Annotated in this window: 12 protein-coding genes; 6 read left to right on the top strand and 6 right to left on the bottom strand. The window is 65.1% G+C overall.

The annotated features are described in order from the left end of the window. Positions 1-40: 40 nt before the first annotated feature. On the bottom strand, positions 41-865 hold the full coding sequence (locus tag HHL27_RS10735) for an alpha/beta fold hydrolase (RefSeq protein ID WP_240959677.1): 825 nt from the start codon (positions 863-865) through the stop codon (positions 41-43). A 135-nt stretch (positions 866-1,000) separates the two neighbouring features. Here HHL27_RS10735 and HHL27_RS10730 point away from each other — a divergent pair, with 135 nt between their 5' ends. Continuing rightward, on the top strand, positions 1,001-3,673 hold the full coding sequence (locus HHL27_RS10730; RefSeq protein ID WP_169493409.1) for an EAL domain-containing protein: 2,673 nt from the start codon (positions 1,001-1,003) through the stop codon (positions 3,671-3,673). A gap of 42 nt (positions 3,674-3,715) precedes the next feature. Here the strand turns inward: HHL27_RS10730 and HHL27_RS10725 are convergent, their stop codons facing one another. The 3 genes from HHL27_RS10725 to HHL27_RS10715 all read right to left on the bottom strand — a co-directional run bounded on the left by HHL27_RS10725 (position 3,716) and on the right by HHL27_RS10715 (position 6,627). Continuing rightward, positions 3,716-4,102 carry a group II truncated hemoglobin gene (locus HHL27_RS10725; protein ID WP_169493408.1) on the bottom strand — a complete coding sequence of 129 codons (387 nt, stop codon included), beginning with the start codon at positions 4,100-4,102 and terminating at the stop codon, positions 3,716-3,718. A gap of 105 nt (positions 4,103-4,207) precedes the next feature. After that, positions 4,208-5,479 carry an acyl-CoA dehydrogenase gene (locus tag HHL27_RS10720; RefSeq protein WP_169493407.1) on the bottom strand — a complete coding sequence of 424 codons (1,272 nt, stop codon included), beginning with the start codon at positions 5,477-5,479 and terminating at the stop codon, positions 4,208-4,210. 23 nt (positions 5,480-5,502) lie between these two features. Further along, on the bottom strand, positions 5,503-6,627 hold the full coding sequence (locus HHL27_RS10715) for an acyl-CoA dehydrogenase family protein (protein ID WP_169493406.1): 1,125 nt from the start codon (positions 6,625-6,627) through the stop codon (positions 5,503-5,505). 172 nt (positions 6,628-6,799) lie between these two features. On the opposite strand from HHL27_RS10715, the gene lepA reads away from it, so the two are divergent. The 3 genes from lepA to HHL27_RS10700 all read left to right on the top strand — a co-directional run bounded on the left by lepA (position 6,800) and on the right by HHL27_RS10700 (position 10,891). Further along, on the top strand, positions 6,800-8,617 hold the full coding sequence (gene lepA, locus HHL27_RS10710; RefSeq protein WP_169493405.1) for a translation elongation factor 4: 1,818 nt from the start codon (positions 6,800-6,802) through the stop codon (positions 8,615-8,617). An 853-nt stretch (positions 8,618-9,470) separates the two neighbouring features. Then, positions 9,471-9,956, top strand: coding sequence for a flavin reductase family protein (locus tag HHL27_RS10705; protein ID WP_169493404.1), 486 nt, complete (start codon positions 9,471-9,473; stop codon positions 9,954-9,956). A gap of 239 nt (positions 9,957-10,195) precedes the next feature. Next, positions 10,196-10,891 (top strand): Crp/Fnr family transcriptional regulator, encoded by a 696-nt coding sequence (locus tag HHL27_RS10700; protein ID WP_169493403.1) that lies wholly within the window; start codon positions 10,196-10,198, stop codon positions 10,889-10,891. 10 nt (positions 10,892-10,901) lie between these two features. Here HHL27_RS10700 and HHL27_RS10695 read toward each other — a convergent pair whose 3' ends face one another. Both HHL27_RS10695 and HHL27_RS10690 read right to left on the bottom strand, forming a co-directional pair. Further along, positions 10,902-11,684: a transglutaminase domain-containing protein gene (locus HHL27_RS10695; RefSeq protein ID WP_169493402.1), complete on the bottom strand. Its 783-nt coding sequence runs from the start codon at positions 11,682-11,684 to the stop codon at positions 10,902-10,904. A 205-nt stretch (positions 11,685-11,889) separates the two neighbouring features. Then, positions 11,890-12,600 carry an OmpW/AlkL family protein gene (locus tag HHL27_RS10690; RefSeq protein WP_169493401.1) on the bottom strand — a complete coding sequence of 237 codons (711 nt, stop codon included), beginning with the start codon at positions 12,598-12,600 and terminating at the stop codon, positions 11,890-11,892. A 238-nt stretch (positions 12,601-12,838) separates the two neighbouring features. Between HHL27_RS10690 and ccoN the strand changes: the two genes are divergently transcribed. Both ccoN and ccoO read left to right on the top strand, forming a co-directional pair. Next, positions 12,839-14,503, top strand: a complete 1,665-nt coding sequence (ccoN, locus tag HHL27_RS10685) for a cytochrome-c oxidase, cbb3-type subunit I (protein WP_169493400.1) — start codon at positions 12,839-12,841, stop codon at positions 14,501-14,503. Between the two features lie 24 nt (positions 14,504-14,527). Then, positions 14,528-15,280, top strand: coding sequence for a cytochrome-c oxidase, cbb3-type subunit II (ccoO, locus tag HHL27_RS10680; protein WP_169493399.1), 753 nt, complete (start codon positions 14,528-14,530; stop codon positions 15,278-15,280). The last annotated feature ends 6 nt before the right edge of the window (positions 15,281-15,286 follow it).

Here is a 15,286-nt window from a genome sequence, read left to right as displayed (position 1 = left end):
GCCTGACGGACCGGCGGCAAAAGGAAAGCGTTGAGGCGGGTCAGGCGGCCCGCTTGGGGTAGTGCGGCCGTTCGTCGAGGAAAGCAGTGAGCTTCTCGCCGAATTCGTGCGACTTCGACAGCATGAACAGGTGGCCGCCGCCTTCGAACATCTCGAGCCGGCTGCCGGGAATGGCATTGTGCAGGAAGTGCGAGTTGGTCGGCGGGATCAGCTGGTCTTCCTCGTCGGCCATGATCAGCGTCGGCACCGAGATCAGCGGCAGGAACGGCACGCTTGTCCACGTGGCGAACGCGGTCATCTGGCAGGCCCAGCCGAGCGGCGATGGCGCCTTGGCGGCGTTCAGCGAAACGCGCGCCGATCCGCCCCCGTTGTAGAGCATGGCGAGGTTGCGGCGCAGCGCCTTCTCGACGGTATATTCGCGCGGATCGGCCATCTTGCCGAGCAGGGCGAAGTTGCCCGGCACCATCGTCGCGCCGCCCGAGGCGGTGGCGGCGAGCACCAGCTTGCCGAGCCGGCCGCGATGCTGGAAGGCAAACTGCTGGGCCACCGCGCCGCCCCAGCTGATCCCGAGCAGATCGACCTGTTCGATGCGCAGGCGATCGAGCAGCGAGGCGAGCGCGAGCGCCATGCAGGGAATAGTATAAGGGAACACCGGATCGGGCGAACCACCGATGCCGGGCATGTCGACCGCAATGATCCGACGGTCGGTCAGCACCCGCGCGATCGGTTCGAGAAGTTCGATGTTCATGCCGATGCCGTTGAGGATGACGAGCGGCCGGGCCCCGGTCTGTTCGGCATGCCACTGGCCCACGCGAAGCCTGCGCCCGGCAACGCCGATCATCGAAAATGCCGCAGTCGAAGCCAATTTTCCCTCGCAAACGTGACGCCGTCGGGCGAGCGACTAGCAGGTTCGATCCGGTGGCAAAAGTCGCAAGGTTCCGGCTGTGGTTTCAGGTCCGCGTTAAGCCTTTTTCAAAGCAAATGGGGCAATCGGGAAACCATGTCCGATGAACCGGCGGTCGTGATGGCCGATTTCCCTGCCAAGCCCCAGACGGGCCGTGATTTCGCCCGCACCCAGAAGCGGCGCGAACGCACCGCCTCGGTGCCGCCGGGAGACGTCTTCCTGTTCGGCGATCGTCGCAATCGCACGCTGATCGGCCCCGAATGGCCGCACATGGCCTTGCCGATGGCCGCCGGAATTGCCGGGCTCGCGGTCGTCAACGCAGCGTTTACCTCGTGGACCGCGCCGGTGATGGCGCTGGTCGCCGCGATCATCGTCTTCGCCGGTCGATTCGCCGTGCGGCTCGAACAGACCGCGCGGCTTTCGACTGCCGTGCGCACCGCAAGTCTCGCGCTTGCCGTGGTCCTGCCGATGTTCGTCTACGGCACGGCCGTCGGCCTGTGGGCGAACGGTGGACATATCGCGTGGGATCAATCGCTTGCGCTTCTGGTAACCATTTCGCTGTTTACCACGGTTACCCAGTCGGGGCGCCTCGCCGCCATGCTCGCGGCGCAGATCGCGCTGTGGTCGGGGGTTACCTGCGTGGTCAGCGCGCAGGGCGGCCTGCTTGCGCTGCTGATCGGCCTGGCGATCGCGGGCGTTGCCTACATGCGCCAGCGCGAGATCGACTTGCGCACCGAGGAGCGCGTGCAGGAAGAAGCCCGCGTGCAGACCCGCGCGCAGGAAATCCTCGCCGACTATGAAGAGACCGGGCAGGGCTGGTTCTGGGAAACCGACCGCCGCGGCCAGATCACCTATCTTTCGCGCCCCGTGGCCGACACGCTCGGCCGCGAGGTTGAGGAGCTGATCGGTCGTCCGCTGGCCGAACTGTTCAACCTGGCCGAACAGTCGGGCGAGGGCGAGCGCACGCTGGCCTTCCACCTTTCCGCGCGGTCGAGCTTTTCCGACCTGGCGGTTCGCGCCGCCACGCAGAACGAGGAACGCTGGTGGTCGATCACCGGCCGTCCGACCTACGACCTGTTCAACAACTTCCAGGGTTTCCGCGGCTCGGGTACAGACCTGACCGAAAAGCGCCGCTCGCAGGAACACGCCAGCCGCCTCGCGCACTTCGATTCGCTGACCGGCCTGTCGAACCGCTTCCGCATGTCGCAGTCGCTGGAAAAGATCCTCAACGCTCCGCAAGCCAGCCACCGCGCCTGCGCCGTGTTCCTGCTCGATCTCGACCGGTTCAAGCAGGTCAACGATACGCTGGGCCACCCGGCGGGCGATGCCCTGCTCAAGCAGGTGGCGCAGCGGCTGGAACGCGTGATCGGCAAGCACGGCCGGGTCGGGCGTCTCGGCGGTGATGAATTCAAGGTCATCCTGCCTGGCAAGACCGAGCGCGAAAAGCTGGCGCCGATCGCGGCACAGGTGATCGAAGCGCTTTCGCAGCCCTATTCGATCGACGGCAGCCGGGTGATGATCGGCGCGTCGGTCGGCATCGCGCTCGCGCCCGATGACGGCGTCACCAGCGAAGCGCTGATCCGCAACGCCGATCTTGCGCTCTATGCGGCCAAGGATGGCGGGCGCGGACGCTACCACTTCTATGCGCCGGATCTGCACAGCGATGCCGAAGAGCGCCGCCAGCTCGAAGAAGAGCTACGCGATGCGGTCGCCAATGGCGGGCTCGAGCTGTATTACCAGCCCGTGGTGCAGACCGCGACCGAACGGATCACCGGGTTCGAGGCGCTGCTGCGCTGGCACCATCCCGAGCAGGGCTTCATCTCGCCCGCCAAGTTCATCCCGATTGCCGAGGATACCGGCCTGATCGCCACGATCGGCGAATGGGCGCTGCGCACCGCGTGCCAGGATCTGGCCAAGTGGCCGACCAACGTGCGCGTCGCGGTCAATGTATCGCCGCTGCAGTTCGCCAATCCCTCGCTGCCCTCGATCGTCACCAGCGCGCTTGCCCACGCGCAGGTCGATCCGCAGCGACTGGAGCTCGAGATCACCGAGAGCGTGTTCCTCAACGACGATTCCGACACCGAGGCGATGTTCCGCGCGCTCAAGTCGGTCGGCGTGCGGCTGGCGCTCGACGATTTCGGCACCGGCTACTCCTCGCTCGGCTATCTGAAGAAGGCGCCGTTCGACAAGATCAAGATCGACCAGTCCTTCGTGCGCGGCGCGACCCAGCCGGGCAGCCGCAACGGGGCGATCATCGGCTCGATCGTCAGCCTGGCCGAAGCGCTGGGCATGGAAACGACGGCAGAGGGCGTGGAAACGCTCGACGAGCTCGACCTGATCCGCGTTCTGGGCTGCAGCCACGTGCAGGGCTACATCTACGAACGCCCGCTTTCGGCCGAAGCCGCCGCATCGCGCCTGACCTCGGGCCTGATCGCCGTGGCGCAGGGTCCGCGTTCGGCACGCGCCAGCCGCCAGACGATGCTGCGCAAGGTCGTGCTCGACCACGCGGGGCACCGCTATCATGGCACCGTGCGCAACATCAGCCGCACCGGCGCGCTGATCGAAGGGCTGTGGAACGTGCCGCCCGGAACGATCTTCCGCGTGCTGCTGTCGGAAAACTACCCGGTCACGGCCACGTGCCGCTGGTCGAACGACGACCGGCTCGGGGTGGAATTCTCGATGCCGCTCGAACTTGACGAGGATGGCCGCATCGCCGCCGTCACGCTGCGCAGCGTCCCGCAGGAAGTGGCTCAGCGCAAGGTCGGCTGATGCTTTCGCCAGTGAGGCTTGGGGCCAGCAGACTTCTGGCCGTCAGACTGCGGGCTGGTTGCCCATGTGCCAGGCAAGAGCTTCGACCTTTGCCATGATCGCGTCCGCAAGCGGCGAGGGCGCGATCACTTCGCCCCACGCCTGACCGAAGCAGAGCAGCCAGCCTTCGATCTCGGCCCGGCCGATGGGGGCAACGAAGTGGCGCATGCGCAACCGCGGGTGGCCATACTTGTCGGTATAGAGCGGCGGTCCGCCGAGCCAGCCGGTCAGGTAATCGTAGAGCTTTGCCTCGGCATTCGCCAGTGACGGTGGATGGACCGCGCGCACCGCGTGCGCCTCGGGCAAGGTATCCATCAGCTCGTAGAACCGCGCGCACAGCGCTCGCACGGTCGGTTCGCCGCCGAAGAGTTCGTAAGGGGTCTGCTCCATGGCGGCGCCTTGGCGCAGGATCGCATGTGCTGCAACACGCGCCACACGAAGAAGGGCGCCCCGTTCCGCACGGGGCGCCCTCCGTTCTTTCGTGCCCGGCCGTTATCAGGCGGCGGCGGCAGCCTTCTTGCGGCCGCTGGTCGGGATGTCCTTGAACGCCACGTCCTTGTCGACGCGGATGTCGCCCGGAAGCCCCAGCACGCGTTCGCCGATGATGTTGCGCAGGATTTCGTCCGAACCGCCTTCGATGCGCGTGGCGGGCGAGCGCATCAGGATCGCCTGGAAGCGGCCATCGTGCGGGCCGTCCTTTTCCCAGATCACGCCCGACTGGCCCTGCAGATCAAGCGCGAACATCGCGAGGTCCTGCATGGTGGCGCCTGCGACGAGCTTGCCGATCGAGTTTTCCGGCCCCGGCGTTTCGCCCTTCGACAGTGCGGTGATGGCACGCATGCCAGTGTACTTGAGGCCCATCTCGCGAACCGCGAACTGCGCGAGCTTCGAACGCACGTTCGAATCCTGCACCGCCGGCTTGCCGTCCACTTCGACGTCCATGCACAGCGAGAGAAGCTGCGGGAACCCGGTCGACATGCCCGAACCGATCGACAGGCGCTCGTTCATCAGCGTGGTCAGCGAGACTTCCCAGCCCTGGCCCACTGCGCCGAGGCGCTGGCTGTCGGGGATGCGCACGTCCGTGAAGTAGACTTCGTTGAACGAGGATTGGCCGTTCGCCTGCTTGATTGGACGAACCTCGACACCCGGCGACTTCATCGACAGGAAGAACATCGTCAGGCCCTTGTGCTTGGGCACATCCGGGTCGGTGCGGGCGATCAGCAGGCCCCAGTCGGAGTTCTGCGCGCCGCTGGTCCAGATCTTCTGGCCGTTGACGATCCAGTCGCCCGAACCGTCATCGGCCTTGACCGCGCGGGTGCGAAGACCGGCAAGGTCGGACCCGCTGGCGGGTTCGGAGAACAGCTGGCACCACACTTCCTCGCCCGAGGCGAGGGGGGGCAGCATGCGGCGCTTGGTTTCTTCATCGGCCCAGGCCATCACCGTCGGCCCGCACATGCCCTGGCCGATCGTGAACAGCCCGCCGAGCGAGCGGAAGATGCCCTCTTCCTGGTTCCAGATCACGCGCTCCATCGGCGTGCGGTTGCCGCCGCCGTATTCCTTGGGCCAGTGCAGGCAGGCCCAGCCGGCTTCGGCCTTCTTCTTCTGCCACGACTTGCAAGCCTGGATGGGGTCCTCGCTGGTCACGCCCATGTCGCCGAAGTTGGCGCGCTTGAGCTGGTCCTCAAGGTGCTTGGGGGCGTTGGCGTCGATCCAGCTGCGCACTTCGGCGCGGAAGGCGGCTTCTTCTGGGGTATCTTCGAAGTCCATGTTTGCTCTCCGAATGAAAGGGGTCAGGCGGCAGCGGCGACGTTGCCGGTGGTCATGCGGTCAACCAGCATGTCCTCCCACGTCGAAACCGAACCGAGCGCGAGCGCGAGGGCGTTGGCGCGGCGATAGAACAGGTGGCAGTCGTATTCGAACGTGAAGCCCATGCCGCCGTGCACCTGGATGTTGTTCTTGGCGCAATGCTGGAAGGCCTGGCTCGCCGATACGCGCGCGGTGGCAGCGGCAACCGGCAGTTCCGATGCGCCGGAAGCCAGCGCCCATGCGCCGTAGTAGCAGTTCGAGCGCGCGAGCGTCGCCGAAACGTACATGTCGGCCAGCATGTGCTTGATCGCCTGGAACGAGCCGATCGGCCGCCCGAACGCCATGCGCTCCAGCGCATAGTCGCGCGCCATTTCCAGCGCGCGGTCGGCACCGCCCAATTGTTCGTAGGCCATCAGGATCGCCGCGCGATCCATCACTTGCGTCGCAATGTGCCAGCCATCGCCTTCGCCGCCGAGCAGTTCGGCCGGCGCGCCGCTGAACGTCAGCACCGCCTGCCCACGGCTCGGGTCAATCGAGTTGAGCGTGCGGCGCTCGACGCCGGGGCCGTTGAGATCGACGACGTAGAGCGATACCGCGCCGCTTTCCGACCGCGCCGCCACGATCGCGACATCGGCGCAATCGCCATCGGCGACCGGGCTCTTGGTGCCGGTGAGCTTGCCGCCCGAAACGCTGGCCTTGATCTTTTCAGGCCCCATGCGGCCTTCGCCTTCGTTCAGGGCGAAGGCGCCGATGGCCTCGCCCGCGGCCAGCTTGGGCAGCCAGGCCTCCTTCTGCGCCTGCGATCCCGCCTGCAGCAGGAATTCGGCGGCGAGGTAGATCGAGGAGGCGACCGGCACCGGCGCGATCACGCGGCCCAGTTCTTCAGCCACCACGCACAGGTCGAGGTGCGACAGGCCGACGCCGCCGAATTCTTCCGGGATCGCCGCGCCGAGCACGCCGAGTTCGGCCAAGCCCTTGTACAGATCCTTGTCGTAAGAGGCATCGCTCGTCAGCACGGCGCGCATCTGCGCAACGCCGCCGCGGTCCTCGAGGAAACGCCTTACCTGTTCCTTGAGCGCTTTCTGCTCGTCGGAGAAATCGAGATTCATGCCGCCACTCCCATTGGCCATGTTCTTGAGCCACGCGGAATCGCGCGCGGCCTCGAACGTGAAGCTGCGACATCTGTGTTAATTGAGCAATTAAAAAATGCGACCGCATGGTTTGCCCGCGCGGGAATCGGGGCAGATGACAGCTTGGCGAAGCACTGCTAACGGGCGCGGCATGACCGAGCTTTCGCTGATCCGCAATTTTTCCATCATCGCCCACATCGACCATGGCAAGTCGACCCTGGCCGACCGCCTGATTCAGTACACCGGCGGCCTGACCGAGCGCGAGATGAGCGCGCAAGTCCTTGATAACATGGATATCGAGAAAGAGCGCGGGATCACCATCAAGGCGCAGACCGTCCGCTTGAACTACAAGGCCAAGGACGGGCTGACCTACGAGCTCAACCTGATGGACACCCCCGGCCACGTCGACTTCGCCTACGAGGTCAGCCGCAGCCTTGCCGCCTGCGAAGGCGCGCTGCTGGTGGTGGACGCGGCGCAAGGGGTGGAAGCGCAGACGCTCGCCAACGTCTACCAGTCGATCGAGCACGACCACGAGATCGTGCCGGTGATCAACAAGATCGATCTGCCCGCCGCCGAGCCGGAAAAGGTCAAGGACGAGATCGAGGAAGTGATCGGCCTCGATGCGAGCCAGGCGGTGCTGACCAGCGCCAAGTCGGGCATCGGCATCGAGGATGTGCTCGATGCCGTGGTCGAACGCATTCCTCCGCCCAAGGGCGACCGCGCTGCCCCGCTCAAGGCCATGCTGGTCGACAGCTGGTACGATCCCTACCTCGGCGTCGTCATTCTTGTCCGCGTGGTCGATGGCGTCATCAAGAAGGGCTTGCAGGTCAAGTTCATGGCCGGCGGCACCGAGCACCTGATCGACCGCGTCGGCTGCTTCACGCCCAAGCGCGAGGACCTGCCCGAACTGGGGCCGGGCGAGATCGGCTTCATCACCGCGCAGATCAAGGAAGTGGAAACCGCCAAGGTCGGCGACACGATCACCACGGTGAAGGGTGGCGCGCTCGAGGCGCTGCCGGGCTACAAGGAAGTGCAGCCGGTGGTGTTCTGCGGCCTGTTCCCGGTCGACGCGGCCGACTTCGACAAGCTGCGCGAAAGCATTGCCAAGCTGCGCCTGAACGATGCCAGCTTCAGCTTCGAGATGGAGAGCAGCGCGGCGCTGGGCTTCGGCTTCCGCTGCGGGTTCCTGGGGCTGCTGCACCTGGAAATCATCCAGGAGCGGCTGAGTCGCGAATACGACCTCGACCTCATCACCACGAGCCCGTCGGTCGTCTACCGCATCCAGCTGCGCGCCAGCAAGACCGACGACGCGCGCGAGATCCTGCTGCACAATCCGGCCGACTATCCCGATCCCAACCGGATCGAGCAGATCGACGAGCCTTGGATCAAGGCGACGATCTACACGCCCGATGAATACCTCGGCTCGATCCTCAAGCTCTGCCAGGACCGGCGCGGCATCCAGACCGGCCTGACCTACGTCGGCGGTCGTGCGCAGGTGAACTACGAGCTGCCACTGAACGAAGTGGTGTTCGACTTCTATGACCGCCTCAAGTCGATCAGCCGCGGCTATGCGAGCTTTGACTACGAACAGATCGGCCTGCGCGAGGGCGACCTCGTGAAGATGAGCATCCTCGTCAACAACGAGCCGGTCGATGCGCTGTCGATGATCGTGCACCGCGCCGTGGCCGAGGAACGCGGGCGCGGCATGTGCGAGCGGCTCAAGGACCTGATCCCGCGCCACCTGTTCAAGATCCCGATCCAGGCGGCGATCGGCGGCAAGGTCATCGCCCGCGAAACCATCGCCGCGCTGCGCAAGGACGTGACCGCCAAGTGCTATGGCGGCGACATCACCCGCAAGAAGAAGCTTCTGGAAAAGCAGAAGAAGGGCAAGGCCCGCATGCGCGAATACGGCAACGTCTCGATCCCGCAGGAAGCCTTCATCGCCGCGCTGCGGATGGGCGAGGAGTAAGGCGGGCGCCGGGGCTGGTCTGGCGCTTGCCGGCGCTGCCCCGGACCACCCCCCAGCCGTCATGCCAGAAGGCTGGCATCGCTATCGAAGTGATACGATGGTCCGGTCATGGAGCAGCGGCCAAAGCTGAAACCCGGACTGACTGGTCAGGCGGACTGAGCGCGCGTTCCGATGCGATGCCAGCCTTCGCTGATATGACGTTAGCTTGGCAGGTCCTTTCCGCCCTACCGGCAAAAGGTGCCCGATGCGCGTATCGGGAAAGCACGACTGCTTTCAATGTCCAGAGTGAGCACCAACGTTTGCTCCCCGTCACGCCTGTGCCCTGCGGGTCCAACATGGAGGTGCCCCATCCGAGGGGACGATTGCGATGAAAGGACGGAGGGCCAATCTCCGACCCCGCCCCCGTCAATGCAGCGCGACAGCGCTTAACACATTTCTGACGCGCGCGTCAGTTACGTGTCAACTTGCACCTGTCCTACACGCTCGCCTGCGCCCATAAGAGGCGGAGAGAAGGGCGCTGAAATTGGCGCTTTTTGAAGCGTTGAACGCGCTCTTACCGGGCCCTGGAGTCTTTTCCCTGAACACTGTCAACTTCGTCAACTTGGGTGGGATTCCAGATCAAGACTCGGTCGCATTTGAAGCGCTATCGCCAAGGCCCGCGCGGGCGTCCGGATCGGCCGTCGTTCCATCAATGCCGCTCATGCGTTGATGAGGATTATGTGTTGGTACATGGATTTCAGGCGGGCTAGCCGCCCTTGATGCTGCGGAGCCTTTTGGGACATCTCGAACGAAGGTGTTGCATCCGGGGCGCTACCGAACGAAGGCCGCTGCTAATGAATGAAACGGGGTTTGCATGATCGAAGCGCGGCAGTTCCGCGATGTACTGGGGTCCTATCCCACCGGGGTGTGCGTGATCACCGCGATCGGGGACGATGGCGCGCGCCACGGGCTCGTGGTCGGCTCGTTCACGTCGATCTCGCTCGATCCGCCGCTGGTCGGCTTCTTTCCCGACAAGCGATCGACGACTTGGGCGCGGATCGCACCGACCGGGCGCTTCTGCGTCAACGTGCTGGGATCGGACCAGCTGGACCTGTGCCGCCGCTTCGCCTCGCGCGCCGAGGACAAGTTTGCCGAGCTGGCCCACGGGCACAGCCCTTCAGGCCTTCCGCTGCTCGACGACGCGGTCGCGTGGATCGACTGCGCGATCGAGCGCGTGGTGGAAGTGGGCGATCACTGGCTGGTGGTCGGCGCGGTCGAGGCGTTGGGCCATCGCGAGGCGGGCGCGCCGCTGCTGTTCTTCCGCGGCGGCTACCACGACCTGGCGAAGCTCGACGATTGAGTGGGCGGAAACGCGGCCCTTTTTTGCAGCGCGGCCGCGTTTTGATATCCGTCAAGGCGGGCGGGCACGGGTTGGGCGAGAAGCGGCCTATCGAAGGAAAGATCGCCATTTCGGAGATCAGACCTTCGCCGATTTCTCCCCGACTCGGGCGGTCATTTCGTGGCCGCCCAATTTTTTTGCGGGTCCGTCACACTGCATTTCATTGTGACCGGGCCGCTATTTTGTTACGCGCCTAAGTCATGTCCTCTTGCGATACCTGCGTCGTCCGCAACCGGGCGATCTGTGCCGGCCTGGATAACCAGGAAATCGCGGCGCTCAACACCATGGGGCGCAGGCGCGCGGTATCGGCGGGCGAGCCGCTGATCTGGGAGGACGACGATTCGCTGCTCGTCGCCAACGTGATCGAAGGCGTGCTCAAGCTCACCACCTCGACCGAGGACGGGCGCGAGCAGATCGTCGGCGTGGCCTATCCATCCGATTTCATCGGCCGCCCGTTCGGCCAGACCAGCAAGGCAAGCGTTGTCGCGCTGACCGATGCGCGGGTCTGCGTGTTCGCGCGCAACGATTTCGACCGCTTCGCCCGCGAACACCCCGAGCTGGAACACAAGCTGCTCGAGCGCACGCTGGCCGAACTGGATCGCACGCGTTCGTGGATGATGCTGCTGGGCCGCAAGACCGCGCCCGAAAAGATCGCCACGTTCCTGCTAGAAATGAGCGAGCGGCTGAACGAGACCGGCTGCGCGGTGAAGCTTGGCCCCGCGCGCCGCTTTTCACTGCCGTTCAGCCGCCAGCAGGTGGCCGACGTGCTGGGCCTGACGATCGAGACGGTGAGCCGCCAGTTCACCAAGCTGAAGAACGACGGCGTGATCGAACTGCCCTCGCGCCGCGAGGTCGAGATTCTCGACCGCCCGGCGCTGGTTTCGCTGGCGGGCTGAACCGCCCCCGTCAGGCGACGGTCACCGAAACGCGCTGATCGTTGAACCGGGCAAAGCCGAAGGCGGTCAGGAACGGCACGTCGGCGGCATCGCGACCGACCCCGATGATCGCCGTTTCGTCGCACCTGGCCATGCCCGTGGCGTCGACGATGTGCCACGATCCCGCCAGCCAGACTTGCGCCACGGCATGGAAATCCTGCGGCTTAACCCCTGCGGCATAGACGCTGACGAAGCGGGCAGGCAGCCCGGCGGCACGGGCGAGGGTGACCATCAGGTGCGCATAATCGCGGCAGATGCCCTGGCGCCGCACGAACGTGTCGGTGGCATCGGTGCCAGAATCGCTGACCCCCGGGACGTAATCGACGTTTTCGGCAATCCAGTCACGGATTGCGAGCACGCCTGCGCCGGTGGTGATCTCGCCGAACTTGCGCAGCGTGAACGACTGGAATTGGTCCGACGGGCAATAGCGCGACGGCATCAGGTACGGGATCGTCTCGCCCGGAAGCAGGCGGTGCGCGGTGACGGCAAGCGGCGCGATGTCGAGGCTGGCGCGCTCGATCTCGACGCGGGCGCGGTAGGTGACCTGCAGGCGCCCCTGGCGGTGCAGCCAGATCCGCTCGCCGATGGCATCGAGCGCGGCGATGCGGGTACCGGCGTCGTCGGCGGTAATGTCGATCCTGGCGTCGAGGATGCGCTGTTCGGGCAGCGGCGCGGCTTCGATCTGGAGCAGCAGGTCGGTCGCTGCATCGAACTGGTAGTCGAGAAGAACGTCGATCGAAAGCTGGCGCGACACAGATGCTCCTGGGACCCTTGGGTTTGTTTATCGGCAACCGCTTTGACAGGGGAAGGTTTCGGTTGCGATAGGGCGCATCTGTTCATTCCCCAAAAAAGAAGCGGGCGGGCCAGGCCGGAGTGATCCCAGAACCCCGGTTGACCCGCCCGCCGTCCCCCGGTCCCGCCCGTGCGTGGGGGCGGGGCGGGACCGGAGGAAGCTGGTATCAGAAGCGGTAGCTGACGCCGGCGCTGAGCACCCAGGGATCGAGCTTGTGCTTGGTTTCGAGCGCGAGCGTGCCGTTGTCGTAGAACTTGGCCGTGGGCTTGATGAAGTACTTCTTGGCATCGAGCGAGAGGCCGAAGCCCTTGTCGCCGAGCGCGATGTCGACGCCGCCCTGCAGCGCGACGCCGAACGAATTGCTCATCCTGACCTTGTCGATGCCGAGCGCCTTGGCGGTATCGCCCGGCTTTTCGCCGAACACGAAGAACAGGGCGGGGCCTGCGCCGACATAGGGCTTGATCGCGCCCAGCGGCAGGTGCGCCTTGGCGGTGACCGTGGCGGGGAGGATCAGCACGTGATCGACGATGCGGCCGGCACCGGCGAGACCCTTGTCGCCTTCGACATGGTGCCCGGTGAAGCAGCAGATCGTTTCGACCGAGACGTTGGGGGTGAAGAAGTATTCGACCGCGAGCGTCGGCACCACGTTGTCGTTCGCCTTGACGTCGGGGTTGGTGACGGCGGCGAGGGTCGAGCCCAGCGTGGTCGCTGTGTTGATCGACTTGATTTCGTCGATCTTGCCGTTGGGCAGAACGGCGGTGCCGAGCACCTTGACCTGCCACTTGCCATCGGCCGAGCCAGCGTGCGCCGCGGTCGGGGCGACCAGCGCGGTGGTGGCGAGGGTGGCGCCGAGGGCGGCGGAGAGCATTGTCTTCATGGGGTCCAATCCTGACGACCGCGGGTGGCCTGCCCCTCGCAGACCCGGTTGCTGCCTCGCGGTGTGACAGCGTGATGCACCCCTTGCGAATCAGCCTCATTGACCGAGCGCAAAAATCGGACCGGCGACCCTAGACCTTTGTAGGGGTCTGATTTTCCGGCAATTTGACCCGCATCAATGTTTGCCTGCCCACATGGGCCCACGGCGGCGAGACATCATTCATGGAAGGGAAGGGTCCATGGTCTCGTTAGTGACGCGCAGCGGCATATGGCTCGCTGTGCTATTTCTCGCCGTCATTGCGATCGCGCTCGCAAAAGACACCCCGTTCGCCATCCACATGGGCATCTGCGCTCTCGCCGCGCTGATCGGCCTGGTCGTCTCGCTGCGGCAGGCCGACGTGGATTCGCTCGCGCGCGGCATCCTCAAGATGCCAGACCAGGGGCGTTACGATGACGACCCGATCCGCTGGGGCGTGATCGCCACGGTGTTCTGGGGCATGGCGGGCTTTCTCGCCGGGCTTTACATCGCGCTGGAACTGACCTGGCCGCAGCTCAACTTCGGCCTTGAATGGATCAACTTCGGCCGCCTTCGCCCGCTGCATACCAGCGCGGTCATCTTCGCTTTCGGAGGCAATGCGCTGATCGCGACGTCCTATTACGTCGTCCAGCGCACCTGCCGGGCGAGGCTGGCCTTCCCCGGCCTCGCCCGTTTCGTTTTCTGGGGCTACCAGCTGTTCATCGTGCTGGCCGCGACCGGCTACCTGCTGGGCGTGACGCAGGGCAAGGAATATGCCGAGCCCGAATGGTACGTCGACCTGTGGCTGACGATCGTGTGGGTGTCGTACCTCGCCGTGTTCGTCGGCACGATCCTGAAGCGCACCGAGCCGCACATCTACGTCGCCAACTGGTTCTACCTCTCGTTCATCCTGACCGTGGCGATGCTGCACCTGGTGAACAACACGGCGATCCCGGTAAGCTTCTTCGGTTCGCACTCGATTTCCGTGTTCGGCGGCGTGCAGGGCGCGCTGGTGCAGTGGTGGTACGGCCACAACGCGGTCGGCTTTTTCCTGACCGCCGGCTTCCTCGCGATGATTTACTACTTCGTGCCCAAGCAGGCCGAACGCCCGATCTACAGCTATCGCCTGTCGATCATCCACTTCTGGGCGCTGATCTTCCTCTATATCTGGGCGGGTCCGCACCATCTGCACTACACCGCGCTGCCCGACTGGGCGCAGACGCTGGGCATGGTCTTCTCGGTCATGCTGTGGATGCCGAGCTGGGGCGGCATGATCAACGGCCTGATGACGCTGAACGGCGCATGGGACAAGATCCGCACCGACCCGATCATCCGCATGTTCGTGATGAGCCTGGCCTTCTACGGCATGAGCACGTTCGAAGGCCCGATGATGAGCGTGAAGAGCGTCAACTCGCTCTCGCACTACACCGACTGGACCATCGGCCACGTGCATTCGGGCGCGCTGGGCTGGAACGGCATGGTGACGTTCGGCACGCTGTACTACCTCGCGCCGCGCCTGTGGAACCGCGAGCGGCTGTACAGCCTGCGTCTGGTGAACTGGCACTTCTGGCTCGCGACCACGGGTATCGTGTTCTACGCCGCGAGCATGTGGGTGGCAGGCATCACCCAGGGCCTGATGTGGCGCGAATACGGGCCTGACGGCTATCTGGTGAACTCGTTCGCCGAAACCGTCGCCGCGCTCCACCCGATGTACGCGCTGCGCGCTTTTGGCGGGCTGCTGTACCTCACCGGTGCCAGCATCATGGCCTACAACATCACCCGCACGATCATCGGTTCGCCGCTCCGCGTCGAAAAGCCGATGACCGAGACTCCCTACGACGCGAACCGCGACGTGCCGCTGGCCGGCATCTCGGCGGCGCACGCCTGACGCCTTGGGGAAGGAGACACGACAATGGCATTCTCCATCATGGAGCGTCACAAGAAGCTGGAACGCAACATCACCCTGCTGGGCGTGCTCGCCTTCGCAGCGGTGACGGTGGGCGGCATCGTCGAGATCGCGCCCCTGTTCTGGATCGATAACACGATCGAGAAGGTGCAGGGGATGCGGCCCTACACCCCGCTCGAGCAGGCGGGGCGCGACATCTACATCCGCGAAGGCTGCTACTTGTGCCACAGCCAGATGATCCGTCCGTTCCGCGACGAGGTCGAACGCTATGGCCACTACAGCCTTGCCGCGGAATCGATGTACGACCACCCCTTCCAGTGGGGATCGAAGCGCACCGGGCCGGACCTTGCCCGCGTGGGCGGCAAGTATTCGGATGAATGGCACGTCCAGCATCTGAAGGACCCGCGCTCGGTCGTGCCGGAATCGATCATGCCGACCTACCAGTTCCTCGCCGAGAAGGAGCTGAACCCCGGCGACATGACGGCGGAGCTGCAAACGCTCTACCAGGTGGGCGTTCCGTACTCGAAGACCGACATCGCCAAGGCGAATGACGACCTGAAGGCGCAAGCCGATCCCGAAGCGGATACCGCCGACCTCAGGAAGCGCTATCCCAAGGCGCAGGCGCGCGATTTCGACGGCGATCCCAAGCGCCTGACCGAGATGGATGCGCTGGTGGCGTACCTGCAGGTGCTGGGTACGATGGTCGACGTCAACGCCCCTGCCGCGCAGGAGGATCTGGCCAAGGAGAAGGGACGATGAGCCTCT

Source organism: Novosphingobium olei, from assembly GCF_012927405.1.
Taxonomy (GTDB): Bacteria; Pseudomonadota; Alphaproteobacteria; order Sphingomonadales; family Sphingomonadaceae; genus Novosphingobium; species Novosphingobium olei.
This window is presented reverse-complemented; position numbering and strand designations above follow the sequence as displayed.